This is a genomic window from Streptomyces sp. NPDC034111, from assembly GCF_055575375.1.
The window spans coordinates 122,225-147,594 of the sequence record NZ_JBVIST010000001.1 but is presented as its reverse complement, the minus strand read 5'-3'; the positions used below and the strand labels follow the sequence as shown (position 1 = coordinate 147,594).

21 protein-coding genes are annotated in these 25,370 nt (G+C 70.9%); 13 read left to right on the top strand and 8 right to left on the bottom strand.

Annotated elements, in window-relative coordinates; all coding sequences use genetic code 11:
* Positions 1-33 precede the first annotated feature (33 nt).
* Complete coding sequence (locus ACZ55A_RS00720; RefSeq protein WP_468831005.1) at positions 34-1,023, bottom strand: carbohydrate kinase family protein; 990 nt, start codon at positions 1,021-1,023, stop codon at positions 34-36.
* Complete coding sequence (locus ACZ55A_RS00715) at positions 1,020-2,078, bottom strand: LacI family DNA-binding transcriptional regulator (protein WP_468831002.1); 1,059 nt, start codon at positions 2,076-2,078, stop codon at positions 1,020-1,022. The genes ACZ55A_RS00720 and ACZ55A_RS00715 overlap by 4 nt, the downstream gene beginning before the upstream one ends.
* A gap of 288 nt (positions 2,079-2,366) precedes the next feature.
* On the opposite strand from ACZ55A_RS00715, the gene ACZ55A_RS00710 reads away from it, so the two are divergent.
* On the top strand, positions 2,367-2,777 hold the full coding sequence (locus tag ACZ55A_RS00710) for a Rieske (2Fe-2S) protein (RefSeq protein WP_468830999.1): 411 nt from the start codon (positions 2,367-2,369) through the stop codon (positions 2,775-2,777).
* 78 nt (positions 2,778-2,855) lie between these two features.
* Here ACZ55A_RS00710 and ACZ55A_RS00705 read toward each other — a convergent pair whose 3' ends face one another.
* Complete coding sequence (locus tag ACZ55A_RS00705) at positions 2,856-3,860, bottom strand: hypothetical protein (RefSeq protein ID WP_468830996.1); 1,005 nt, start codon at positions 3,858-3,860, stop codon at positions 2,856-2,858.
* A gap of 240 nt (positions 3,861-4,100) precedes the next feature.
* Between ACZ55A_RS00705 and ACZ55A_RS00700 the strand changes: the two genes are divergently transcribed.
* From ACZ55A_RS00700 to pgi, 12 genes are all read left to right on the top strand, one after another.
* Complete coding sequence (locus tag ACZ55A_RS00700; RefSeq protein ID WP_468830993.1) at positions 4,101-4,748, top strand: papain-like cysteine protease family protein; 648 nt, start codon at positions 4,101-4,103, stop codon at positions 4,746-4,748.
* Positions 4,749-4,752: 4 nt separating this feature from the next.
* Positions 4,753-5,616 (top strand): hypothetical protein, encoded by an 864-nt coding sequence (locus tag ACZ55A_RS00695; protein ID WP_468830990.1) that lies wholly within the window; start codon positions 4,753-4,755, stop codon positions 5,614-5,616.
* 262 nt (positions 5,617-5,878) lie between these two features.
* Positions 5,879-7,969 carry an excinuclease ABC subunit UvrC gene (gene uvrC, locus ACZ55A_RS00690; RefSeq protein ID WP_468830987.1) on the top strand — a complete coding sequence of 697 codons (2,091 nt, stop codon included), beginning with the start codon at positions 5,879-5,881 and terminating at the stop codon, positions 7,967-7,969.
* Between the two features lie 59 nt (positions 7,970-8,028).
* A complete protein-coding gene (rapZ, locus tag ACZ55A_RS00685; protein ID WP_468834487.1) occupies positions 8,029-8,919 on the top strand; it encodes an RNase adapter RapZ in 891 nt (296 codons plus the stop codon).
* Complete coding sequence (locus tag ACZ55A_RS00680) at positions 8,916-9,977, top strand: gluconeogenesis factor YvcK family protein (RefSeq protein WP_468830984.1); 1,062 nt, start codon at positions 8,916-8,918, stop codon at positions 9,975-9,977. Before rapZ ends, ACZ55A_RS00680 begins: the two co-directional genes overlap by 4 nt.
* On the top strand, positions 9,968-10,957 hold the full coding sequence (gene whiA / locus ACZ55A_RS00675) for a DNA-binding protein WhiA (protein ID WP_018091880.1): 990 nt from the start codon (positions 9,968-9,970) through the stop codon (positions 10,955-10,957). Before ACZ55A_RS00680 ends, whiA begins: the two co-directional genes overlap by 10 nt.
* Before the next feature lie 1,363 nt (positions 10,958-12,320).
* Positions 12,321-13,325, top strand: coding sequence for a type I glyceraldehyde-3-phosphate dehydrogenase (gap, locus tag ACZ55A_RS00670; RefSeq protein WP_468830980.1), 1,005 nt, complete (start codon positions 12,321-12,323; stop codon positions 13,323-13,325).
* Positions 13,326-13,441: 116 nt separating this feature from the next.
* A complete protein-coding gene (locus ACZ55A_RS00665) occupies positions 13,442-14,644 on the top strand; it encodes a phosphoglycerate kinase (protein ID WP_468830977.1) in 1,203 nt (400 codons plus the stop codon).
* Between the two features lie 39 nt (positions 14,645-14,683).
* Complete coding sequence (gene tpiA / locus ACZ55A_RS00660; protein WP_468834484.1) at positions 14,684-15,439, top strand: triose-phosphate isomerase; 756 nt, start codon at positions 14,684-14,686, stop codon at positions 15,437-15,439.
* A 140-nt stretch (positions 15,440-15,579) separates the two neighbouring features.
* Entirely contained in the window at positions 15,580-15,816 is a 237-nt protein-coding gene (gene secG / locus ACZ55A_RS00655) for a preprotein translocase subunit SecG (protein ID WP_030086299.1), read from the top strand.
* Positions 15,817-15,970: 154 nt separating this feature from the next.
* On the top strand, positions 15,971-16,306 hold the full coding sequence (locus ACZ55A_RS00650) for an RNA polymerase-binding protein RbpA (protein ID WP_016578660.1): 336 nt from the start codon (positions 15,971-15,973) through the stop codon (positions 16,304-16,306).
* 259 nt (positions 16,307-16,565) lie between these two features.
* Positions 16,566-18,218, top strand: coding sequence for a glucose-6-phosphate isomerase (gene pgi / locus ACZ55A_RS00645; protein WP_468834481.1), 1,653 nt, complete (start codon positions 16,566-16,568; stop codon positions 18,216-18,218).
* A 75-nt stretch (positions 18,219-18,293) separates the two neighbouring features.
* Here the strand turns inward: pgi and pgl are convergent, their stop codons facing one another.
* The 5 genes from pgl to tkt are packed head-to-tail and all read right to left on the bottom strand — an operon-like array spanning position 18,294 to position 24,923.
* Positions 18,294-19,076: a 6-phosphogluconolactonase gene (gene pgl / locus ACZ55A_RS00640; protein WP_468830972.1), complete on the bottom strand. Its 783-nt coding sequence runs from the start codon at positions 19,074-19,076 to the stop codon at positions 18,294-18,296.
* Positions 19,073-20,119: a glucose-6-phosphate dehydrogenase assembly protein OpcA gene (gene opcA / locus ACZ55A_RS00635; protein ID WP_468830969.1), complete on the bottom strand. Its 1,047-nt coding sequence runs from the start codon at positions 20,117-20,119 to the stop codon at positions 19,073-19,075. The genes pgl and opcA overlap by 4 nt, the downstream gene beginning before the upstream one ends.
* Positions 20,116-21,648 carry a glucose-6-phosphate dehydrogenase gene (gene zwf, locus ACZ55A_RS00630; RefSeq protein WP_468830966.1) on the bottom strand — a complete coding sequence of 511 codons (1,533 nt, stop codon included), beginning with the start codon at positions 21,646-21,648 and terminating at the stop codon, positions 20,116-20,118. Before zwf ends, opcA begins: the two co-directional genes overlap by 4 nt.
* Before the next feature lie 4 nt (positions 21,649-21,652).
* On the bottom strand, positions 21,653-22,771 hold the full coding sequence (gene tal / locus ACZ55A_RS00625) for a transaldolase (protein ID WP_468830963.1): 1,119 nt from the start codon (positions 22,769-22,771) through the stop codon (positions 21,653-21,655).
* 34 nt (positions 22,772-22,805) lie between these two features.
* Positions 22,806-24,923: a transketolase gene (gene tkt, locus ACZ55A_RS00620; RefSeq protein WP_468830960.1), complete on the bottom strand. Its 2,118-nt coding sequence runs from the start codon at positions 24,921-24,923 to the stop codon at positions 22,806-22,808.
* Positions 24,924-25,370: the final 447 nt, after the last annotated feature.

The following is a 25,370-nucleotide window of genomic DNA, read 5'->3' as shown; positions in this document are numbered from 1 at the left end:
CCGACGACGGCCGGGCCTGACGGCCCGGGCCGGTCAGGCCGCCAGCTCCGCGGCGAACGGCGGCTCCGCGCCCGCGCGGGAACAGGTGATGGCCGCCGCACGGGCGGCGAAGCGGAGGATGTCGCGCCAGTCGTCCGGGCCGAGGGCGGCGACCGCGGCGGACGAGAGGGCGCCATGGGTGTCCAGGCGGTGCAGCAGCGCCGCATTGACCGTATCGCCGGCGCCGATGGTGTCGACGACGGTGACCCGCTCGCCGGGCACGGTCAGCTCCCGGCCGCCGCGCGTCAGCACGGCCAGCCCGTCGCCGCCCCGGGTGATCACGATCGCCGCCGGTCCCGCACCCAGCCACTCCCGGGCCGCCGCGGCCACCGCGTCCCAGCCTCCGGCCGGGGCCGCGCCGGAAGCAGGCACCGGCCCGTTGCCGGCCCCCGCCAGCCACAGTGCGTCCTCCTCCGACAGCTTCAGCAGTGCGAGATCCGGAAGCCAGGAGCGGAAGCGGGCCCGGTAGGCGTCCGGATCGGGGATCAGACCGGGCCGGATGTTGGGATCGAGCGCGGTGAAGACCCCGCGCCGGGCCTCCCGGCGCAGCAGTGACTCATAGGCGCTCGCGCCCGGTTCCAGCACGAGTGAACAGGTGCCGAGCGAGAGCGCGCGCACCCCGTCCGGCAGCGCCGGCGGCAGGCTGAAGAGCCGGTCGGCGGTGCCCTCGGCGTAGAAGCCGTAGCCCGCGGAGCCGTCCGGGCTGATGTCCGCCACCGCGAGGGTGGTCGGCTCACCGCCGCGCTGCACCAGCGAGGTGTCCACCCCGCCGCCGCGCAGCCCGTTCAGCAGCGCCTCGCCGAAGCTGTCGGTCGAGATCCGTGAGCAGAACGCGGTGGGCGAACCCAGCCGCCCCAGTGCGACCGCGGTGTTGTACGGGCCGCCGCCGCGCCGTGGCAGCAGCGCGGGCAACTGGCCGTCCAGGGAGGGCTCTTGCGGGCTGGGAACGAGGTCGATCAATGCCTCGCCGGCGACGACGATCACGGGGTGCGGTTCCTTTCCTGGGCGGCCGGGGGAGCGGCCGGGGCAGTGGCCGGGGCGGTTTCGGGGCAGCCGCACGACGTGCGGTGCACAAAGGCGCACGGGAGGCGGACCGTGCGCGGGGGCCGGTCCGGCTCCTCCAGGCGCGCCAGCAGCAGCCGCACCGCCTCCGCCCCGATGTCCTTGCTGGGCTGGGCGATCGCGGTCAGCCGGGGGCTGAAGAGATCGGCCCAGGAGAAATCGTCGAAGCAGGCCAGCGCGAGGTCCCTGGGCACTTCCAGCCCCAGGTCGCGCAGCGCCCGGAGCGTGCCGATGGTCATCGCGTTGTTGGCGGTGATGAGTGCGGTGGGCGGCTCCGGCGCGGAGAGCAGCCGGCGGGTGGCGTCCTGAGCGCCCGCCGCCTCGGAGTGGCCGCCGGCGAGGAGTTCCGGCGCGAACGGCAGACCGCGGGCGTGCAGGCCCTCGCGGTAGCCCTGGATCCGCTCGGCCGTCGTGCTCAGCCCGGGCAGCCCGGCCACCAGGCCGATCCGGGTGTGCCCCAAGCCGGCCAGATGCTCGACCAGTTGACGTACGGGGCCGGTGCTCTCGGCGCACACCTGGTCGTACGCGTCACCGACCAGCCGGTCCAGGAAGACGGTGGGCACCTTGCGCCGGGCCAGATACCCGGCCATCTCGGCGGGCTCCGCGGACGGCGCGACGATCATGCCGTCCACCCGCCGCTCGTGCAGCAGTTGGACGACCATGCGCTCATGGTGCGGATCGTCGTGCGGATCGGCGATCAGCAGGCTGTAGCCGGCCGCCAGGGCACCGGCCTCGACGCCCTGGAGGATCTCGGTGAAGTACGGGTTGCTGATCGCGGAGACCGCCAGGCCGATGGAGCGGGTGCGCGAGGTGACCAGGGAGCGGGCCAGGGTGTTGTGGGTGTAGCCGAGCTCGTCGATGGCGCCGAGCACCGCGGCCCGGGTGTCCGGGCGCACCGGCCGGGTCTCGTTCAGCACATGCGAGACCGTGGCGACGGAGACACCCGCCCGCCGTGCCACATCCATCATGGTCGTCATCCGGCTCTTCCTCCCCGCGTACGGGGCGCCCCGGCGGCGCCCACGGCCGCCGCTCCTGGCGCGGCCCTCGTCCCGCGAGTGCACCACAGTACGGGTATCCAACGGGAAACGTAAACGCTTACGCAAGCGTTTACGCACAGGCCCTCCCCGGATCACCCGCCGGCGCCCGACCCACCCGCCCGCCTCCGCTGCCGTCCGTCACCACACCTCGGCCCGGCCGGAAGCGGCACGGTCTGCACCGGTATCGTCAGGGCCGGAATCGTCCGTCCTGTCACCTCTGGAGCAGCAATGAGCCAGTCCCCTGCCCGCCGTACCGTGCTGCGGGGAGCTGCGCTCGCCGGTGCCGCCGGGTTCGGGCTCGCGGCCTGCTCGCCGGACTCGGGCGCGAACGCCTCGGCGGTGCCCGACGAGCCGGTCGAGCTGGGGGCCGCCGCCGAGGTGCCGGTCGGCGGCGCCAAGCTCTACCGCGAGGACCGGCTGGTCGTCTCGCAGCCCGCCACGGGCGAGTACAAGTGCTTCAGCGCCAAGTGCACCCACGCCGGCTGCATCCTGTCCGACGTCGAGAAGGAGGAGGGCAGCTGCCCCTGCCACGGCAGCCGCTTCGACGTCACGACCGGCAAGGTCATCCAGGGGCCGGCGTCCGAGCCGCTGCCCGAGGTCCCCGTCAAGGCGAAGAACGGCAAACTGATCGCCGGCTGAGCCTGCTGACCGGCGCCTGAGCACTGGCCCCGCCGCTCGGCCCCGTCCGCTCGGACGGCGTGCCGGACCGGCGGCAGGTCAGCGGTCACCCCAGTCCCAGGCGATCCCCAGGATCCCGGGGCGTACGCCCTGCTCGACGAGGTGCACCCCGTGGTGCCGGCCGCCGAGTGTGAGCTCCTGCTGGGCGGTGCGCGGGGCGCCCGCCGAGGCCTGGGCGAAGCGGCGGCAGCGCACCGGCAGCGCGGCCTCGTCGAAGCGCACCTGGAGGACGTACTGGCCGCCGGCGAAGCTGAAGCCGCGCAGATACTCGGTGCTGGGGCCGCCGCTGCCGTCCTCGAAGGCATAGCCGAAGACATGGGTGTCACCGGCCCGCAGCCGGGTGTCGAAGAGCAGCTCGGCGACCACCACCCCGGCCTCGGCGTGGCCGCGGACCCGGCCCAGCCGGCAGTCCTCCCCGGCCACCACCCGCACCCGGGACGGATCGCAGCCCGCATCGCCCCGGTGGATGGCGATATAACGGTCCACGCCGTCCCGGTGCGCGCGCACCACCTGGAGCGATTCCCGCTTGACGAGCCGGCGCCCGGGCCCGATGTGCACCCGCTCGTGATGGCCCACGGTGTGCAGCCCGCCGTCCGCGGGGGTCTCCAGCTCGGCGAACAGCTGCTGAAGCGCGCCGGCGGGCGCCACCAGCGAGCGGTACGAGCGGGCGGGCGGGCGCTCGGCCTCAGGGCGGACGCCGCCTTCCGGGACCAGCAGCCGGTGCAGCGAGCGTGCGGGCAGGTCGAGAACCTCCTCCAGGGCCCGTACCGCCCGCAGCGACTCCGGGCGCTGTGGGCGCCGGGCGCCCTGCTGCCAGTAGCTCAGGCTGGTCACCCCGATGGTGATGCCGCGCTGTGCGAGCTTGTGCTGGACGCGGGTGAGGGCGAGGCCCCGGGTGGCCAGGGCGGAGCGCAGCGCGAGGTGGAACGGGCCGGTCCGCAGCAACTGGGCCAGCTCGGCCGCCTGGGCGGCGTCCTGCGCAGGCCCGCCCGGCTGAGGAGTCTTCGGTGCCGGCCCGGCCGACGGGGAAGCGTTCTGTGCCATTGCCTTACTCCTCCGGCGCGCGGGTGAACGTTCACAACCGGATCGTGCGCCGCGTGCTCTGCGTGCCTGTTCACTGCAGTACGCCGGGCCCCGGCCGTTCACATCCGGACCCGTCCGTACACACCCCCATGTCATTCCGCATTCAAGCGTGTTGACCTGCCTGCGACAACACTTGATGCTCCTCGAAAGCATCCGGATGCGCTCCTCTCTACCCCTCACCCCCCAGTCGGGAGGAACGCCATGCTCCGTGCACCCCACGCACGCCGTTCACGCCGCAGACTGCTCGCGGCCGTGGCACTTACCGTCGGCACACTGATCACACTCCCCGGCGCGTCCGCCAGCGCGGCCACGCCCACCGCGCCCCGGGCGCACGCCGCCCACACGGCACAAGCCGCTCCCGCCATGTGGAGCGCCAACCGCCTCAACATCTCCATGCAGGCCCAGGAGCAGACCAATTGGTGCTGGGCCGCCTCCGGCAACACCATCGCGACCTGGTACGGCAAGAACTACAGCCAGAACCAGTTCTGCAACGCCGCGTTCAACCGCCAGCAGGACTCCTCCTGCCCCAACAACCAGGCCACCCTCGGGAATGTGCAGACCGCCCTGAACTGGATGGGCATCAACTCCGGCTCCTATGTGGACGGATGGCTCGGCCTCGGCACCGTCCAGACCGAGATCGACGCCAACCGCCCCATCGAATCCCGCATCCAGTGGTCCTCCGGCGGCGGCCATATGCACGTCATCTACGGCTACGACACCGACCGCAACTGGGTCTACTGGGGCGACCCCTGGGGCTCCAACAACCGCTACAACTGGGGCGACTTCAACAACTACGTGAACGGCGACTCCTTCTCCTGGACGCACTCCCTCTACCGGATAGGGGCCTGAAGCCATGACGAAGCGCACCGCAGCCCGCGCCGTCGCCACCGGCGCACTGGCCGTCACCCTCGTCGGCCTCGCCCCGCAGGCCGCACTCGCCGCACCCGTCCCCGTGCCGCAGGCCCCGGCCCGGGCGAGCGTCGCCGAGGCCCGCGAGGCGGCCACCGATCCCGCGACCCTGAACACCGTCGCCCGCTTCTTCGCCGCCGAGGCGAAGCGTGGCGGCGCCAAGGCGGCCGCCCCCGGCGCCGCACAGGGGGCACCGCACATCGAAGGCGGCACCGTCCCCGTCTACGGGCTCTCGCCGGACTTCGTCCGGGGCAAGGCCAAGGCTCCCGTGGCCCGCCTGGAGTTCCTCGCCAGCAAGGCGGTCGCCGCGGACGGCCGCACCGCCTCCGTATGGACCGCGCGGCAGGCCGGCTCCTGGAAGGTCGTCAACATCGCCAGCGGTGACGACGAGACCCGTTACACCGCGGCCGGAGCGGCCCGTGGCACGGGCGGCACGGTCTTCCACGAGCCTCAGATCGACGCCTGGTACGTGCAGCGCGGGGACCGGATCGAGCCGCTGGACGCGGACGCCCGCAAGGCCGTAGGGGCACACGGCACCACCGTCGCCGCCTACCAGAAGCGGGTGGCGAAGGCGTACGGGGACAAGCTTCCGGGCTCCGCGTACGACAAGCGCGGCGCAGCCGGCGGTTACGGGCCGGAGGCCGCCCCCGAGGCCGGGAAGCCCGCCGCAGGGAAGCCGGCCGAGGCGACCGTGCTCGCGGGCGAGGGTCTGCCGGTGACCACCGCCACGACGGTGGCCGCGGCGGCCGCGGTGCTCGCCCTGGGGCTGTCCGGCACGGCAGCTGTGCGCAGGCGCCGCAGCCGCTGACGCTGCCCCCCGCCCCCTCCCCCTCCTCCCCCTTCGGGGGAGGGGGCGGGGGTGGGTTCGGGGGTGGGGGGAGGCGGCCATGATCGTGGCCGCACCAGACAGCCGCACCCCCCGCCGGACAGCCGCACCCCCCCGCCGGACCGGCCACCTCCCGCCCCGCCCCCACCACCCCGCGAGCCTCCCCCGCCCCGCACCGCCCCTCCCGGCCGCCGAAGCGTTCCGGAAACCATGATTGTCAGTGGCGGTCAGTAGGGTGGTGTTCATGGCAGACCCCAGCAGCTACCGACCCAAGCCGGGACAGATCCCCGACTCGCCGGGGGTCTATAAGTTCCGCGACGAGTACGGCCGGGTCATCTACGTAGGCAAGGCCAAGAGCCTGCGCCAGCGCCTGGCCAACTACTTCCAGGACCTGGCCGGCCTCCATCCGCGTACGCGCACGATGGTGACCACCGCCGCCTCCGTGGAGTGGACCGTCGTCTCCACCGAGGTCGAGGCGCTCCAGCTGGAGTACAGCTGGATCAAGGAGTTCGACCCCCGCTTCAACGTCAAGTACCGCGACGACAAGAGCTATCCGTATCTGGCGGTGACCCTCAACGAGGATTTCCCGCGCGTCCAGGTCATGCGCGGCGCCAAGAAGAAGGGCGTGCGCTACTTCGGTCCGTACGCCCACGCCTGGGCCATCCGCGAGACCGTCGACCTGATGCTCCGTGTCTTCCCCGTGCGGACGTGCTCCGCGGGCGTCTTCAAGCGCTCCGCCCAGATCGGCCGCCCCTGTCTGCTGGGCTACATCGGCAAGTGCTCGGCCCCCTGCGTCGGCCGGATCTCCGCCGAGGAACACCGCGAACTGGCCGAGGAATTCTGCGACTTCATGGCCGGCCGCACCGGCGCCTACCTCCGCCGCCTGGAGCGCCGCATGCAGGAGGCGGCCGAGGAGATGGAGTACGAGCGCGCCGCCCGGCTGCGCGACGACATAGGCGCGCTCAGGCGGGCCATGGAGAAGAGCGCCGTGGTCCTCGCGGACGCCACCGACGCCGATCTGATCGCGGTCGCCGAGGACGAGCTGGAGGCCGCCGTCCAGATCTTCCACGTCCGCGGCGGCCGGGTGCGCGGCCAGCGCGGCTGGGTGACCGACAAGGTCGAGGCCGTCACCACCGGCGATCTGGTCGAACACGCCCTCCAGCAGCTCTACGGCGACGAACAGGGCGACGCCGTCCCCAAGGAGGTCCTGGTCCCGGCGCTCCCCGAGCCCGTCGAACCGGTCGCGCAGTGGCTCTCCGGGCGCCGCGGCTCCCAGGTCTCGCTGCGCATCCCGCAGCGCGGCGACAAGAAGGACCTGATGGCCACGGTCGGCCGCAACGCCCAGCAGGCGCTGGCGCTGCACAAGACCAAGCGCGCCTCCGACCTGACCACCCGCTCCCGCGCCCTGGAGGAGATCGCCGGGGCGCTCGGGCTGGATTCGGTGCCGCTGCGCATCGAGTGCTTCGACATCTCCCACCTCCAGGGCGACGACGTGGTCGCCTCGATGGTCGTGTTCGAGGACGGTCTCGCCCGGAAGAGCGAATACCGGCGCTTCCAGATCAAGAGCTTCGCGGGGCAGGACGATGTCCGGTCCATGCACGAGGTCATCGGCCGCCGCTTCAAGCGCTATCTCCAGGAGAAGCAGAAGTCGGGGGAGTGGACGCAGGAGCCGGACGGTGACACCGCCGTGGAGGACAACGGCACCCCGGACGCCCTCGCCGGCGGCCCCGTCGACGACACCGCGCCGGATGCCACCGCAGGCCGCCCCGTGGACGACGACGGCCGCCCCAAGCGGTTCGCCTACCCTCCGCAGCTCGTGGTCGTCGACGGCGGCGCCCCGCAGGTCGCGGCCGCCCGCCGGGCGCTGGACGAGCTCGGCATCGACGATGTCGCCGTCTGCGGCCTGGCCAAGCGCCTCGAAGAGGTCTGGCTCCCCGAGGACGACGACCCGGTCGTCCTGCCGCGCAGCAGCGAAGGCCTCTACCTCCTCCAGCGCGTTCGCGACGAGGCGCACCGCTTCGCCATCGGCTACCAGCGCAGCAAGCGCACCAAGCGGCTGAAGTCCTCGCCGCTCGACGCCGTGGCGGGCCTGGGCGACACCCGCCGGCAGGCACTCCTCAAGCACTTCGGCTCGTTGAAACGGCTGCGGGCCGCGACGGTCGCCGAGATCTGCGAGGTCCCGGGCGTCGGCCGCAAGACCGCCGAGACGGTGGTCGCGGCGCTGGCCGGGGCGGCGCCGTCCGCTCCTGCGGTGAACACCGCCACAGGAGAGATCATGGAGGATGACGGGGCCCGACCGGCCGCGTTGTCGGCAGAACGGGGGCAGGAACGATGAACACAGAGCACGAACCGCAGGAAACCGAGAGAAACGGTGCACAAGTGAGTACGGGCACGATGCGCGAGTCCGAACCGGGGGAGAGCACCGCGATCCCCGAGCTGGTGATCATCTCCGGGATGTCCGGCGCCGGCCGCAGCACGGCGGCGAAGTGCCTGGAGGACCTGGGCTGGTTCGTCGTCGACAACATCCCGCCCGAGCTGATCCCGCCGATGGTCGAGCTGGGCGCCCGCTCCCAGGGCAACGTCGCCCGGATCGCGGTCGTCGTCGACGTCCGCGGCCGCCGCTTCTTCGCCAACCTCAAGGAGTCGCTGGCGACCCTCGACGCGCAGAACGTCAAGCGCCGCATCGTCTTCCTGGAGTCCTCCGACGAGGCCCTGGTGCGCCGCTTCGAGTCGGTCCGCCGTCCGCACCCGCTCCAGGGCGACGGCCGGATCGTCGACGGCATCGCCGCCGAGCGCGATCTGCTGCGCGAGCTGCGCGGCGACGCCGACCTGGTCATCGACACCTCCAGCCTCAACGTCCATGAGCTGCGGGCCAAGATGGACGCCCAGTTCGCCGGCGAAGAGGTCCCCGAGCTGCGCGCCACGGTCATGTCCTTCGGCTTCAAGTACGGCCTGCCGGTCGACGCCGACATGGTCATCGACTGCCGCTTCATCCCCAATCCGCACTGGGTCCCCGAGCTGCGCCCCTTCACCGGCCTGAACGACGAAGTCTCCAACTACGTCTTCAGCCAGCCCGGCTCCAAGGAGTTCCTGGACGGCTACGCCGAGCTGCTGCGGCTGGTCGCCGAGGGCTACCGCCGCGAGGGCAAGCGCTATGTGACCATCGCCGTGGGCTGCACGGGCGGTAAGCACCGCAGCGTGGCGATGTCCGAGAAGCTGGCGCGCCGCCTGGTCTCCGAAGGGGTGGAAACCGTCGTCGTCCACCGGGACATGGGGCGCGAGTGAGCGGCCGTACGCCACGGCTCCGCCGGGTCCGCAGATTCGTCCCCAGCGTCCGTACGACGAAGGGCGCAACGCCCAAGGTGGTGGCGCTCGGCGGCGGGATGGGCCTGTCCGCGTCCCTGGCCGCGCTGCGCCGTATCACGGGTGATCTCACCGCGGTCGTCACGGTCGCCGACGACGGCGGCTCCAGCGGCCGGCTCCGTGACGAGCTGGGCGTGCTGCCGCCGGGCGATCTGCGCAAGGCGCTGGCCGCGCTGTGCGGCGACGACGACTGGGGCCAGACCTGGTCCCGGGTGATCCAGCACCGCTTCCAGAGCGAGGGCGAGCTGCACGACCACGCGGTCGGCAATCTGCTGATCGTCGCCCTGTGGGAGCAGCTCGGCGACCATGTCCAGGCGCTCGACCTGGTCGGCAAGCTGCTCGGGGCCCATGGCCGGGTGCTGCCCATGTCGGCGGTGCCGCTGGAGCTCCAGGCACAGGTCAGGGGCCATCACCCGGACCGCCCGGACGAGGTGTCCACGGTCCGCGGCCAGGCCACCGTCGCGCTCACCCGCGGCGAGGTGCAGGCCGTCCATGTCGTCCCCGAGGAACCGCCGGCCGTCCCCGAGGCGGTCGCCGCGGTGCGTGACGCCGACTGGGTGGTGCTCGGCCCCGGCTCCTGGTTCTCCTCCGTGATCCCGCATCTGCTGGTGCCGGAGCTGCGTGAGGCGCTGGAGGAGACCAAGGCCCGAAAGGTGCTCTCGCTGAACCTCGCGCCGCAACCGGGCGAAACCGATGGCTTCTCCCCGCAGCGTCATTTGGAGGTTTTGGCCCGACACGCCCCTAAACTCGCCTTCGACGTGGTGCTGGCCGATCGGGCCGCCGTGCCCGACATCGAAGGTCTGACGGTTGCCGCCAAGCAGCTCGTCGGCAGCGAGGTCGAGCTGGCGGCGGTCGCGGCACAAGGAGACGACACCCGGTCGAGTGCCGGGGGAGCCCCCGACCGGCACGACCCGGAGCTGCTGGCAGCCGCGTACGACCGTATTTTTCGGATGCATGGAAGGATCGGCCCATGGCGATGACGGCTGCGGTGAAGGATGAGATCTCCCGGCTCCCCGTCACCCGGACCTGCTGCCGGAAGTCGGAGGTCTCGTCGATCCTGCGGTTCGCGGGAGGTCTGCACCTGGTCAGCGGACGCATTGTGATCGAGGCGGAGCTGGACACGGGCATCGCCGCCCGCCGGCTGCGCAAGGACATCCTGGAGATCTTCGGGCACAGCTCCGACCTGGTGGTGATGGCCCCCGGCGGCCTGCGGCGCGGCAGCCGCTATGTCGTACGGGTGGTGGCCGGCGGTGATCAGCTGGCCCGCCAGACCGGTCTGGTCGACGGCCGCGGCCGCCCCATCCGAGGCCTGCCCCCGCAGGTGGTCTCCGGCGCGACCTGCGACGCCGAGGCGGCCTGGCGCGGCGCGTTCCTGGCCCATGGCTCGCTCACCGAGCCCGGCCGCTCCTCGTCCCTGGAGGTCACCTGCCCCGGCCCCGAGGCGGCGCTCGCGCTGGTCGGTGCCGCCCGCCGGCTCGGCATCGGAGCCAAGGCCCGCGAGGTGCGCGGTGTGGACCGGGTCGTCGTCCGGGACGGTGACGCGATCGGCGCGCTGCTGACGCGGCTCGGCGCCCATGAGTCGGTGCTCGCCTGGGAGGAGCGGCGGATGCGGCGTGAGGTCCGCGCCACCGCCAACCGCCTGGCGAACTTCGACGACGCCAACCTCCGCCGCTCGGCGCGCGCCGCGGTCGCCGCGGGCGCCCGGGTCCAGCGGGCGCTGGAGATCCTCGGCGAGGAGGTCCCCGAGCACCTGGCCGCCGCAGGCCGGCTGCGTATGGAGCACAAGCAGGCCTCCCTGGAGGAGCTGGGCGCGCTCGCCGACCCGCCGCTGACCAAGGACGCGGTCGCCGGCCGGATCCGCCGCCTGCTGGCGATGGCCGACAAGCGCGCCCAGGACCTCGGCATCCCGGGCACGGAGTCGAACCTCACCGAGGAGCTTGCCGAGGGCATGGTCGGCTGACGACCGCCGCAGGGCCCCGCACACCTGCGGGGCCCCACCGGCCCACACCCTCCGCCGCAGCGCCGCCGGCACCCCTCCGGACCGTCCTGTCCCGTCCCGTGCCGGGCCGTCCTGCCCCGTGCCGGACCGTCCCGTCCCGGGCCGTCCTTTCCTGCCCCGTGCCGGACCGTCCCGTCCCGGGCCGTCCTGTCCTGCCATGGCCGCGTCCGCACCACCGGCCTCCGTGGCCCGCCTGCCGCGGCCTCGGCCGCAACTCCTCGCCGTACGCGCACATGCCTGGCACACCGCCGCAGCTCCTCGTCGTACGTGCCCACGCTCGGCGGACCTCCGCAGCACTAGCCGTACGCGCCCACGCTCGGCGGACCGCCGCAGCCCTTAGCCGTACGCGCACACCCCCGGCGCACCGCTGATGCTCGCGCGCCCTGCTGTTCCCCCCACCCCCGAACCCACCCCCCGCCCCCTCCCCCGAAGGGGGAGAGGGGGAGGGGGCGGGGGAGGCGCCGACGAGCCTGCGAGGGGCCTGGCTGGTCGAAGGGGCGTACGCCTATGGGTTGCTGAGGGCCCCGCGCCGCAGAGCCCGCCGAAGGGCTGCCCGGGCGCTCGGATCTCCGCAGAGCTCGCCGAAGGACTGCCCGGGCCCTCGGGCCTCCGTAGAGCCCCCGGAAGATTGCCCGAGGGCCCTCGGAAAGGCCTCCGCAAGGCTGCGCAAGAGCCGGCGAGGGACCTGCGCAGAGCCAGCCGCAGACCCGTCGAAGGACCTCCGTAGAGCCCGCCGAAGGGCATGGCTGCCCGAGACCCCTCAGAAAGGCCCTCCGCGGAGCCAGGCACAAGACCTGCCGAAGGGCCTCCACAGAGCCAGCCGCAGGCCCCGTCGAAGGATCTCTGAAGAGCCGCCGCAAGACCTGCCGAAGGACCTCCACAGAGCCCGCCGCAAGACCCGTCGAAGGCCCTCCGCGGTGCCCACCGCAAGACCTGCCGAAGGCCCTCCGGAGAGCCCCTCGCAAGACCCGTCGAAGGGATTCCCGAAAAGCCCGCCGAAAGGCCCGCCAAAGGGATGCTCCGAAGAGCTCTCCGGCGCTCTGAAGAGCCCGCCGAAAGGATGGCCGAAAGGTCTCGGAAAAGCTCTCCGTGGAGTTCACCGAAAGGCTCGCGGAAAAGGTGCTCCGAAGAGCTGTCCGATGCTCTGAAGAGCCCTCTGGAGGGCCGATTGAGGGGGTTGGCCGGGGGTGCTCGGTAAGCGCGGGAAGGTGCCCCCTGTCAATGTCACGTGCGTCTCGCATTGGGGGTAGGGTCGGAGGCGGTCGGGGAAATCCCATACAGCTCGCCGGTGTCTGTGCCGGCGTACCAACGAGGAGATCGGTTCGTGACGATCCGCGTAGGCATCAACGGATTCGGCCGCATTGGTCGCAACTACTTCCGCGCGCTCCTGGAGCAGGGTGCGGACATCGAGATCGTCGGTGTCAACGACCTGACCGACAACGCCACCCTGGTCCACCTGCTGAAGTACGACACCATTCTGGGTCGCCTCAAGCAGGACGTCAGCCACACCGACGACACCATCACGGTCGGCAACCAGACCTTCAAGACGATGGCCGAGCGCGACCCGGCCAACCTCCCCTGGGCGGAGCTGGGCGCCGACATCGTCGTCGAGTCGACCGGCATCTTCACCAAGAAGGCCGACGCCGAGAAGCACATCCAGGCCGGCGCCAAGAAGGTCCTGATCTCCGCGCCCGCCAAGGACGAGGACATCACGATCGTGATGGGCGTCAACAACGACAAGTACGACGCGGCCAAGCACCACGTCATCTCCAACGCCTCCTGCACCACCAACTGTGTGGCGCCGATGGCGAAGGTGCTCGACGAGAACTTCGGCATCGTCAAGGGCCTGATGACGACGGTCCACGCGTACACCAACGACCAGCGCATCCTGGACTTCCCGCACAAGGACCTGCGCCGCGCCCGTGCCGCCGCGGAGAACATCATCCCGACCTCGACCGGTGCCGCCAAGGCCACCGCTCTGGTCCTCCCGCAGCTCAAGGGCAAGCTGGACGGCATTGCCATGCGCGTGCCCGTGCCCACCGGTTCGGTCACCGACCTGGTTCTGGAGCTGGACCGCGAGGTCAGCAAGGACGAGATCAACTCCGCCTTCCAGAAGGCCGCCGAGGGCCAGCTCAAGGGCATCCTGGAGTACACCGAGGACCCGATCGTCTCCTCGGACATCGTGAACTTCCCGGCCTCCTGCACCTTCGACTCCTCGCTGACCATGGCGCAGGGCAAGCAGGTCAAGGTCGTCGGCTGGTACGACAACGAGTGGGGCTACTCCAACCGCCTGGTGGACCTGACCACCTTCGTCGGCGGTCAGCTCTGATCGCCGGCTGACCACCCGAGGCACCGAGATGTGAGGACGGGGCTCGTACGGCGCGAGGAAGCGTCGTACGGGCCCCGTTCCGTGACCGAACGACCCATGTGATGGAGTCACTCCTCATGAAGACGATCGAAGACCTCCAGGTAGCCGGCAAGCGGGTCTTTGTCCGCGCCGACCTGAACGTGCCGCTGGACGGCACCACCATCACCGACGACGGCCGGATCCGCGCCGTCGCCCCGACGATCGCCAAGCTCGTCGAGCGCGGCGCCAAGGTGATCGTCGCCTCCCACCTGGGCCGGCCCAAGGGCGCGCCGGACCCGGCCTTCTCGCTGGCCCCCGCGGCCCGTCGGCTGGGCGAAATCCTCGGTCAGGACGTGGCGTTCGCGACCGACACGGTCGGCGACTCCGCCGCGTCCGTGGCCGCGGGCCTGGCCGACGGCCAGGTCGCCGTGCTGGAGAACCTCCGCTTCAACGCGGGCGAGACCAGCAAGGACGACGCCGAGCGCGGTGCGTTCGCCGACCGGCTCGCCGCTCTCGCGGACCTGTACGTGGGCGACGGCTTCGGCGCCGTGCACCGTAAGCACGCGTCCGTCTTCGACCTGCCCCAGCGCCTTCCGCACGCCGCCGGCGACCTGATCGCCACCGAGGTCGGCGTGCTGAAGAAGCTCACCGAGGACGTCAAGCGCCCGTACGTGGTCGCGCTCGGCGGCGCCAAGGTCTCCGACAAGCTCGCCGTGATCGACCAGCTGATCGAGAAGGCCGACCGCATCCTGGTCGGCGGCGGTATGGCGTACACCTTCCTCAAGGCCAAGGGCCACGAGGTGGGCATCTCGCTGCTACAGGAGGACCAGGTCCCGGCGTGCCTGGAGTACCTGGCACGGGCGGAGAAGCGCGGCGTGGAGTTCGTCCTCCCCGTCGACGTACTGGTCTCGGGCGAATTCCCGGACCTGAAGACCAAGGCCCCGGCCCACCCCGACATCGTCGCCGCGGACGCCATCCCGGCCGACAAGGAGGGCCTGGACATCGGCCCGAAGACCCGCGAGCTCTACGCCGCGAAGCTCGCCGACGCGGCCACCGTCTTCTGGAACGGCCCGATGGGCGTCTTCGAGCACCCCGACTACGCCGACGGCACCAAGGCTGTCGCGCAGGGGCTGCTGGACTCCGACGCCTTCACCGTCGTCGGCGGCGGTGACAGTGCCGCCGCGGTCCGGCTGCTGGGCTTCGACGAGAATGCATTCGGCCATATCTCGACCGGTGGCGGCGCCAGCCTCGAATACCTCGAAGGCAAGACGCTCCCCGGCCTCGCCGCTCTGGAGGACTGAAACACCGTGACCGCTCTCAACAACGGCCGCACCCCGCTGATGGCGGGCAACTGGAAGATGAACCTCAACCACCTCGAGGCCATCGCCCACGTCCAGAAGCTCGCCTTCGCCCTCACCGACAAGGACTTCGACGCCGTCGAGGTCGCGGTGCTCCCGCCCTTCACCGATCTGCGCTCGGTGCAGACGCTGGTCGACGGCGACAAGCTCAAGATCAAGTACGGCGCCCAGGACCTCTCGGCGCACGACTCCGGTGCCTACACCGGTGAGATCTCCGGTGCGATGCTCGCCAAGCTCAAGTGCGCGTACGTGGCCGTCGGCCACAGTGAGCGCCGCCAGTACCACGGCGAGAACGAAGAGATCTGCAACGCCAAGGTCAAGGCCGCGTTCAAGCACGGCATCACCCCGATCCTGTGCGTCGGTGAGGGCCTGGACGTCCGCAAGGCGGGCAACCAGGTCGCGCACACCCTCGCCCAGGTCGACGGCGGTCTGAAGGACGTCCCGGCCGAGCAGGCCGAGACCATCGTGATCGCCTACGAGCCGGTGTGGGCCATCGGCACCGGCGAGGTCGCCACCCCCGAGGACGCGCAGGAGGTCTGCGGGGCGATCCGCGGCCGCCTCGCCGAGCTCTACAGCCAGGAGCTGGCCGACAAGGTCCGTATCCAGTACGGCGGCTCGGTCAAGTCCGGCAATGTCGCCGCGATCATGGCGCAGCCCGACGTCGACGGTGCGCTGATCGGCGGTGCGGCGCTGGACGCGGACGAGTTTGTGAAGATCGTCCGTTTCCGCGACCAGTAGCAGCTATGACGAGGGCGAGCCCTCGTCGTACCCTGTCGGGGCCGGGACCGGTGCAGCAGCGCCGTCCCCGGCCCCGCACCATTAGCTCAGATGTCTTGATCCTTACGTCCGTCCGTCAGTCCTAGAGAGTTGGTCCAGCCGTGGTCATCGGGTTCTCGATCGCCCTCATCGTCTTCAGCCTGCTGCTGATGATGCTGGTGCTCATGCACAAGGGGAAGGGCGGCGGCCTCTCCGACATGTTCGGCGGCGGTATGCAGTCCTCGGTCGGTGGCTCCTCGGTCGCCGAGCGCAACCTGGACCGCATCACCATCGTGATCGGTCTGTTGTGGTTCGCGTGCATTGTCGTCCTCGGCATCCTGATGAAGCTCGGCAGCTGACATACCGTCGGAGGCGCGGCCTATCATGAGGGCGGTGTCCTTGGACGGGTAACTCCGCTCACTGGACGCGCGTTGGGCCTTACGTACACTGTGGCGTTCCGCAGCGCAGTTGCTGTGAAGGCTTTGCAGCACCATTACGCAGGGAGTTACGACCGTGGCAAGTGGCAACGCGATCCGAGGAAGTCGGGTCGGGGCGGGGCCGATGGGGGAGGCCGAGCGCGGCGAGTCCGCGCCGCGCATCCGCATCTCCTTCTGGTGCTCCAACGGGCACGAGACGCAGCCCAGCTTCGCCGGCGATGCGCAGGTTCCGGACACCTGGGACTGCCCGCGCTGTGGTTTCCCGGCCGGCAAGGACCGGGACAGCCCGCCGGACCCGCCGCGCACCGAGCCCTACAAGACGCACCTCGCCTACGTCCGGGAGCGCCGTAGCGACGCCGACGGTGAGGCGATCCTCGCGGAGGCGCTTGCCAAGCTCCGCGGTGAGATCTGACGGACCCTTGACACACCGGCCGGCCCGGCCGGAGGCGCTGCCCTCCGGCCGGGCCGGCGTGTTTCCGCGGAGCGGCCCTGGCCGCCCGGGCGTTGACGGGAGGCCGGCATGCCGGCCCGGCGCCGTCGCGCTGATACCTGTTCTTCAGGCCCCCGACAGCGCCCCGTCCGCCGGTGGACAGATACCTCCTACCGGGCCCTGATCAATTAGGTTGTGAGTTGGCGGGGCCGGTACGAGATGAAGAAGGCTGATGTCCGAGATGAACGCAGAAGGCCGCAGCAGGCTCGACCAGATGCCTGAGTGGACCGCGCTGAGCAAGCACCGGGAGCAACTGGGGGAGGTGCAGCTGCGCGAGCTGTTCGAGCGGGACCCGGCGCGCGCCGAGCGCTACACCCTCCAGGTCGGTGATCTGCACCTGGACTACTCCAAGCACCTGGTCACCGACGAGACGCTGCGGCTGCTGGGCGAGCTGGCCTCGGCGACCGGCGTGGCCGCGCTGCGGGACGCGATGTTCCGCGGTGAGAAGATCAATGTCACCGAGCGGCGCTCGGTGCTGCACACCGCGCTGCGCGCGCCCGGCTCGGCGGTGATCAAGAGCGACGGCGAGAACGTCGTCCCCGCGGTGCAGGCCGTTCTGACGAAGATGGGGACCTTCTCCGACCGGGTCCGCTCCGGCGACTGGAAGGGCCACACCGGCAAGCGCATCAAGACCGTCGTCAACATCGGCATCGGCGGCTCGGACCTGGGCCCGGCGATGGCGTACGAGGCGCTGCGTGCCTACACCCACCGGGACATGCAGTTCCGCTTCGTCTCCAACGTGGACGGCGCCGATCTGCACGAGGCGGTGCGCGATCTGGACCCGGCCGAGACGCTGTTCATCGTCGCCTCGAAGACCTTCACCACCATCGAGACGATCACCAACGCCGTTTCGGCGCGCGACTGGCTGCTGACCGGTCTGCGGGCCGGCAGCGAAGCTGTCGCCCAGCACTTCGTGGCGCTGTCGACGAACGCCGAGAAGGTGGCGGAGTTCGGCATCAACACGGACAACATGTTCGAGTTCTGGGACTGGGTCGGCGGCCGCTATTCGTACGACTCCGCCATCGGGCTGTCGCTGATGATCGCGATCGGCAAGGAACGGTTCCGCGAGATGCTGGCCGGCTTCCACCTCGTCGATGAGCACTTCTGCTCCGCCCCGCCGGAGGAGAACGCCCCGCTGCTGCTGGGCCTGCTCGGCATCTGGTACGGCAACTTCTTCGGCGCCCAGTCGCATGCGGTGCTGCCCTACAGCCACTACCTCGCCAAGTTCACCGCCTACCTCCAGCAGCTGGACATGGAGTCCAACGGCAAGTCCGTGGACCGCGAGGGCAAGCGGATCGGCTGGCAGACCGGTCCCGTTGTGTGGGGCACGCCCGGCACGAACGGCCAGCACGCCTACTACCAGCTGCTGCACCAGGGCACCAAGCTGATCCCGGCCGACCTCCTCGGTTTCGCCGAGCCGGTCGCCGATCTTCAGCCGGGTCTGGTGGCCCAGCACGACCTGCTGATGGCCAATCTCTTCGCCCAGGGTCAGGCGCTGGCCTTCGGCAAGACGCCGGACGAGGTGCGTGCCGAGGGCGTGCCCGAGGAGTTGGTCCCGCACAAGACCTTCGAGGGCAACCGCCCCACCACCACGATCCTGGCGAAGGAGCTCAGCCCGTCCGTGCTGGGCCAGTTGATCGCGCTCTACGAGCACAAGGTGTTCGTCCAGGGCGCGGTGTGGAACATCGACTCCTTCGACCAGTGGGGCGTGGAGCTGGGCAAGGTCCTGGCGAAGCGGGTCGAGCCGGCCCTGACGGAAGGCGCCGACGTACCGGGGCTGGACGCCTCGACGGCCGGACTGGTCGCCAAGTACCGCGAGCTGCGCGGGCGTTGAGCCGGAAAAGCGCGCGGTCCCGTTCCCCGTGGGGGAGCGGGACCGCGCGCGTTGTGGGTCCGGTGCCGGCCGGTCTCAGGGCGAGGCGGGCGGGTAGAGCCCGCGCGGCAGCTGGGCCGCCGCGGCCTGGTCCAGCAGCCACAGGGTCCGGCTGCGGCCCCGGGCGCCGGCAGCCGGCGCCTGGACCTCGCCGGCGCCGGAGAGCCCGATGGCCGCGGCGTTGGCCTTGTCCGCCCCCGCCGCCAGCAGCCAGACCTCCCGTGCCGCGCGGATCGCGGGCAGGGTGAGCGAGATCCGGGTGGGCGGCGGCTTCGGCGCGCCGTGCACCCCGACCACCATCCGCTCCTGCTCGTAGACGGCGGGCAGTTCGGGGAAGAGCGAGGCGACATGGGTGTCCGGGCCGACGCCCAGCAGCAGGACGTCGAAGGACGGCACCGCCGCATGGTCCTCGGGCCCGGCCGCGGCGGCGAGTTCGAGGGCGTACGCCTCGGCCGCCGCGTCCGCGTCATGGCCGAAGCGGCCGCCGGCCGGCTCCATCGGGTGCACCCGCGCCGGGTTCAGCGGCACGCTGTCCAGCAGCGCCTCGCGCGCCTGGGTGTCGTTGCGCTCCGGGTCCCCCTCCGGCAGGAACCGCTCGTCCCCCCACCACAGGTCCAGCCGGGTCCAGTCCACCGCGTCCCGGGCGGGCGCCTCGGCGAGGGCCGCGAGCAGCCCGTTGCCGTTGCGCCCGCCGGTCAGGACCACGGAGGCGGAGCCGCGGGTGGCCTGGGCGTCCACGATCTTGGTGATCAGCCGCGCCGCCGCGGCCTTGGCCATCAGCTCCTTGTCGCGATGGACGACGACCTGCGGAGCACTCACTTGGCGGCCGCCTTCTTGGCGGCCTTGGCGGGCGCCTTCTTCGCCGCGGAGGTGTTCCGGCCGGACTCGGGGTCCGCCGCGGGCTCCTCGGAAGACTGCTCCGCCGACTGCCCTTCGCCCTCACCGAGCCGGTCCACGCCGTACTTCAGCGCCTCGGCGTAGATGTCGTCGGGGTCGAGCCGGCGCAGCTCCTCGGCCAGGAGCTCCGCGGTGTCCCGCCGCTTGAGGGCCACCGCACGGTCCGGCTGGTTGCGCATGGAGAGCGTGGCCAGCGAGCCGTCCGGGCGGTCCAGCACGATCGAGCCGGCGCTGGACTCCATCCGTACGGCGGTCAGACCCGGACCGGCCGACACCTTGCGGGTGACCGGCACCTGGAGCCTGCTGGCCAGCCACATGGCGAGCAGTTCGCAGCTGGGGTTGAACTCCTCGCCCTCGACCTCGGCCGAGAGGACCGTGCACGGGGACTGGTCGAGCGCGGCCGCCAGCATCGAACGCCAGGGGGTGATACGGGTCCAGGACAGGTCCGTATCGCCCGGAGTGTACGTTTCTGCGCGCGCCGACAGCTCCTGGACGGGCTGCTCGGAGGCGTAGGCGTCGGTGACCCGGCGCTGGGCCAGCGCACCGAGCGGGTCCTTGGCGGGGTTCAGCGGGGCGTTGACCGCCCACCAGACCACGACCGGGGCGTCCGGCAGCAGCAGCGGCAGGACCACGGACTGGGCGTGGTCGATCGCCTCGCCGTAGAGCCGCAGGACGACCGTCTCGCCGGTGCCGGCCTCCGTGCCGACCCGCACCTCGGCGTCCAGCCGGGCCTTGGCGCGGTCGCGCGGCGACCGGCTGACCCGCTTGATGACGACGAGGGTGCGCGAGGGGTGCTCACGGGACGCCTCGTTGGCCGCCTTCAGGGCGTCATAGGCGTTCTCCTCGTCGGTGACGATGACGAGGGTGAGCACCATGCCGATGGCCGGCGTGCCGACGGCGCGACGGCCCTCCACCAGCGCCTTGTTGATCTTGCTGGCCGTGGTTTCCGTCAGATCGATCTTCATGGCCGACGCCAGCTCCGTCCGTCTCGTGCGAGCATTTGGTCCGCCTCGGCCGGGCCCCAGGTGCCCGCCGGGTACTGCGCGGGCTTGCCGTGCTTGTCCCAGTACTCCTCGATCGGGTCGAGGATCCGCCAGGACTGCTCGACCTCCTCCAGCCGCGGGAAGAGGTTGGCGTCACCCAGCAGGACGTCCAGGATCAGGCGCTCGTACGCCTCGGGGCTGGACTCCGTGAAGGACTCGCCGTACGCGAAGTCCATCGAGACGTCCCGTACCTCCATGGAGGTACCGGGCACCTTCGAACCGAACCGCACGGTCACGCCCTCGTCCGGCTGCACCCGGATGACCAGGGCGTTCTGCCCCAGCTCCTCGGTGGCGGTGTGGTCGAAGGGGGAGTGCGGGGCGCGCTGGAAGACCACCGCGATCTCGGTGACCCGGCGGCCCAGCCGCTTGCCGGTGCGCAGGTAGAAGGGGACGCCCGCCCAGCGGCGGTTGTCGATCGACAGCTTGATCGCGGCGTAGGTGTCGGTCTTCGACGAGGGGTCGATGCCCTCTTCCTGGAGGTAGCCGACGGCCTTCTCGCCGCCCTGCCAGCCCGCCGCGTACTGCCCGCGCACGGTCTCCTTGCCGAGGTCCCTGGGCAGCCGGACGGCGCCCAGCACCTTGGTCTTCTCCGCCACCAGCGCATCGGCGTCGAAGGAGGCGGGCTCCTCCATCGCGGTCAGCGCGAGCAGTTGGAGGAGGTGGTTCTGGATGACGTCGCGGGCCGCGCCGATGCCGTCGTAGTAGCCGGCCCGGCCGCCGATGCCGATGTCCTCGGCCATCGTGATCTGTACGTGGTCGACGTAGGACCGGTTCCAGATCGGCTCGAACATCGTGTTGGCGAAGCGCAGCGCCAGGATGTTCTGGACCGTCTCCTTGCCCAGGTAGTGGTCGATCCGGAAGACCTCGTTGGGCGGGAAGACCTCGTGGACGATCCGGTTGAGCTCCTGGGCGCTCTCCAGGTTGTGCCCGAAGGGCTTCTCGATGACCGCGCGGCGCCAGGAGTCCTCCTTCTGGTCGGCCAGCCCGTGCTTCTTGAGCTGCTGGACGACCTTGGGGAAGAACTTCGGCGGCACGGACAGGTAGAAGGCGAAGTTGCCGCCGGTGCCCTGTGCCTTGTCGAGCTCGTTGATGGTGTCCTTGAGCGTCTCGAAGGCCTGGTCGTCGTCGAAGTTGCCCTGGACGAAGCGGCAGCCCTGGACCAGCTGCTGCCAGACCTCCTCGCGGAACGGCGTACGGGCGTGCTGCTTGACCGCCTCGTACACCTCCTGCGCGAAGTCCTCGTGCTCCCATTCGCGGCGGGCGAAACCGATGAGCGAGAAACCCGGCGGGAGCAGTCCGCGGTTGGCCAGGTCATAGACGGCAGGCATCAACTTTTTACGGGACAAATCGCCCGTGACGCCGAAAATGACCAGGCCCGACGGCCCCGCGATACGCGGGAGCCGTCGGTCCGCGGCGTCACGAAGCGGGTTCGCTCCATGAACAGGGGTCAAGGGTTCAGCCCTCCGAAGGAGCGAGGCGCTTGAGCTCCGCCTCAGTGGACTTGAGCAGGTCGTTCCAGGACGCCTCGAACTTCTCCACGCCCTCGTCCTCCAGGAGCTGCACGACCTCGTCGTACGAGATCCCCAGCCGTGCGAGCGCGTCGAGGTCGGCCTTGGCCGCCTCGTACGTGCCGCGCACCGTGTCGCCGGTGATCTCACCACGCGCGGCGGTGGCCTCCAGGGTGGCCTCCGGCATGGTGTTGACCGTGCCGGGCGCGACCAGCTCGTCCACGTACAGGGTGTCCTTGTAGTCCGGGTCCTTGACGCCGGTCGAGGCCCACAGCGGACGCTGCCGGTTGGCACCGGCCTTGTCCAGCGCGGCCCAGCGCTCCGAGGAGAAGACCTCCTCGTACGCCTGGTACGCCAGACGGGCGTTGGCCAGCGCGGCCTTGCCCTTGAGGGCCTTGGCCTCCTGCGAGCCCTGCTTGTCCAGGCGCTTGTCGATCTCGCTGTCCACACGGGACACGAAGAACGACGCCACCGAACGGATCAGGGACAGGTCCAGGCCGGCGGCCTTGGCCTTCTCCAGGCCCGCGAGGTAGGCGTCCATGACCTCGCGGTAGCGCTCCAGCGAGAAGATCAGCGTGACGTTGACGCTGATGCCCAGGCCGATGACCTCGGTGATGGCCGGCAGACCCGCCTTGGTGGCCGGGATCTTGATCAGCGTGTTCGGGCGGTCCACCAGCCACGCCAGCTGCTTGGCCTCGGCGATGGTCGCCGTGGTGTGGTGCGCCAGGCGCGGGTCGACCTCGATGGAGACCCGGCCGTCCTGGCCGCCGGTGGCGTCGAAGACCGGCCGCAGCACATCGGCGGCGTCCCGGACGTCCGCCGTCGTGATCATGCGGATGGCCTCGTCGACGGTGACCTTACGGGCGGCGAGGTCGGCGACCTGCTGCTGGTAGCCGTCGCCCGAGGAGATCGCCTTCTGGAAGATCGACGGGTTCGTCGTGACGCCGACGACGTGCTGCTGGTCGATCAGCTCGGCGAGGTTGCCGGACGTGATGCGCTTGCGCGACAGGTCGTCCAGCCAGATCGCGACGCCTTCGTCGGAGAGGCGCTTGAGTGCGTCTGTCATGGGTTCTGCATCTCCTACTGGTTGTGTACGTGCGTCAGCGCGCGGCGGCTGCCAGCTCCGAGGCGGATTCGAGCGAGGCGCGGGCGGCGGCGGCGACCGCGTCGGCGGTGAAGCCGAACTCGCGGAAGAGGACCTTGCCGTCGGCCGAGGCGCCGAAGTGCTCCAGCGACACGATGCGTCCGGCGTCACCGGTGAAGCGGTGCCAGGTCAGGCCGATACCGGCTTCGACGGCGACCCGCGCCCTGACGGACGGCGGCAGCACGCTGTCGCGGTAGGCCTGGTCCTGCTGGTCGAACCACTCCACCGACGGCATCGACACCACACGGGTCGCGATGCCCTCGGCCTGGAGCTGCTCGCGCGCCGCGACGGCGAGCTGCACCTCGGAGCCGGTGCCGATCAGCACGACCTGCGGCGTGGTGTCCTGCCCGTCGGCCTCGGCCTCGAAGAGGACGTAACCACCCTTGGCGGCATCCTCGTTGGCCGGGTACGTCGGCACGCCCTGACGGGTCAGCGCCAGGCCGTGCGGGGCCCCCACGCCGTACTCCTTGGTCCAGCGCCGGAGGATCTCGCGCCAGGCGATGGCGGTCTCGTTGGCGTCGGCCGGGCGGACGATGTTCAGGCCCGGAATGGCGCGCAGCGAGGCCAGGTGCTCGACCGGCTGGTGGGTCGGGCCGTCCTCGCCCAGACCGATGGAGTCGTGCGTCCACACGTACGTCACCGGCAGGTGCATCAGCGCGGACAGCCGGACGGCGTTGCGCATGTAGTCGGAGAACACCAGGAAGGTGCCGCCGTAGATGCGGGTGTTGCCGTGCAGCGCGATGCCGTTCATCTCCGCGGCCATGGAGTGCTCACGGATGCCGAAGTGGATCGTGCGGCCGTACGGGTCGGCCTCCGGCAGCGGGTTGTCCGCCGGGAGGAACGACGAGGTCTTGTCGATCGTGGTGTTGTTCGAGCCGGCCAGGTCGGCCGAGCCGCCCCACAGCTCCGGGATCACCGCGCCGAGGGCGTGCAGCACCTTGCCGGACGCGGCACGGGTGGCCACGGCCTTGCCGGTCTCGAACACCGGCAGGTGCTCCTCCCAGCCCTCGGGCAGCTCGCCCGCCGCGATGCGGTCGAACTCCGCGGCGCGCTGCGGGTTGGCGGTGCGCCAGGCGGCGAAGGACTTCTCCCACTCCTTCTTGGCGTCCCGGCCGCGGTCGAGGGCGGCGCGGGTGTGCGCCAGGACCTCGTCGGTGACCTCGAAGGACTTCTCGGGGTCGAAGCCCAGCACGCGCTTGGTGGCCGCGACCTCCTCGTCACCCAGCGCCGAGCCGTGCGCGGCCTCGGTGTTCTGCGCGTTGGGGGCAGGCCAGGCGATGATCGAGCGGGCCGCGATGAAGGACGGGCGCCCGGTCTCGGCCTTGGCGGCCTCCAGAGCCCTGGCCAGACCGGCCGGGTCCAGGTCGCCGTTGGGCAGCTGCTCGACGCGCTGGACGTGCCAGCCGTAGGCCTCGTAGCGCTTGAGGGTGTCCTCGGAGACCGCGGTCTCGGTGTCGCCCTCGATGGAGATGTGGTTGTCGTCCCACAGCAGGACGAGGTTGCCGAGCTTCTGGTGGCCCGCAAGGGACGAGGCCTCGGCGGAGATGCCCTCCTGGAGGCAGCCGTCACCGGCGATCACGTAGATGGTGTGGTCGAAGGGCGAGGTGCCCGGCGCCGCGTCGGGGTCGAACAGACCGCGCTCGTAGCGCGCCGCCATCGCCATGCCGACGGCGTTGGCGACACCCTGGCCCAGCGGTCCTGTGGTGGTCTCCACACCGGTGGTGTGGCCGTACTCCGGGTGGCCCGGGGTCTTGGAGCCCCACGTACGGAAGGCCTTCAGGTCGTCCAGCTCCAGGCCGTAGCCGGCCAGGTAGAGCTGGATGTAGAGGGTCAGGCTGGAGTGGCCCGCGGAGAGGACGAACCGGTCACGGCCGGTCCAGTCCGCGTCCGCAGGGTCATGCCGCATGAGCTTCTGGAACAGCACGTACGCGGCGGGAGCCAGGCTCATGGCCGTACCAGGATGGCCGTTTCCGACCTTCTGCACGGAATCCATGGCCAGGACGCGGACGGTGTCCACCGCCCGCTGGTCCAGTTCGGTCCACTCGAAATCTGTGGTGGTCGGCTTGGTGCTCACCCTGAGTCAGGGCTCCTCTCCACATGTCGAATGCCACGGACCGTATGTCCGCCAGGCGGTGTCGAGCCTACCCCCGCAAGTCCGTGCGCCTTTTCGACGCTCAGTCGGTGTTTTCGGCGCTCAATCGGTGGGTGGTGGCACGGGGCCCGTCGCTTTGCGCAACCAAACCGGGACTTCTCGTATTCCGGGCCGGACGCGACGGCCTTACGACCAGACTGCCGGGCGGTGGTGGCCTTCGCCTCCCGAACGGCGGGCGAACGCCCGGGGAAAGATCCCGGCGCCCTCGCGCGCTCCGGCTCCCAACACGACCCGACCCCCGCGAATGCCGCCGTATGGCCAACGTCTAAAGTGGCGTGGTACGCGCAAGCAGTTACCGGATCTTCACGGCCGGAAGAGCTTGCAGGCCTTATCTCTTCCGCGGCGGGAGCCGCTGATGTTACTTCCAGG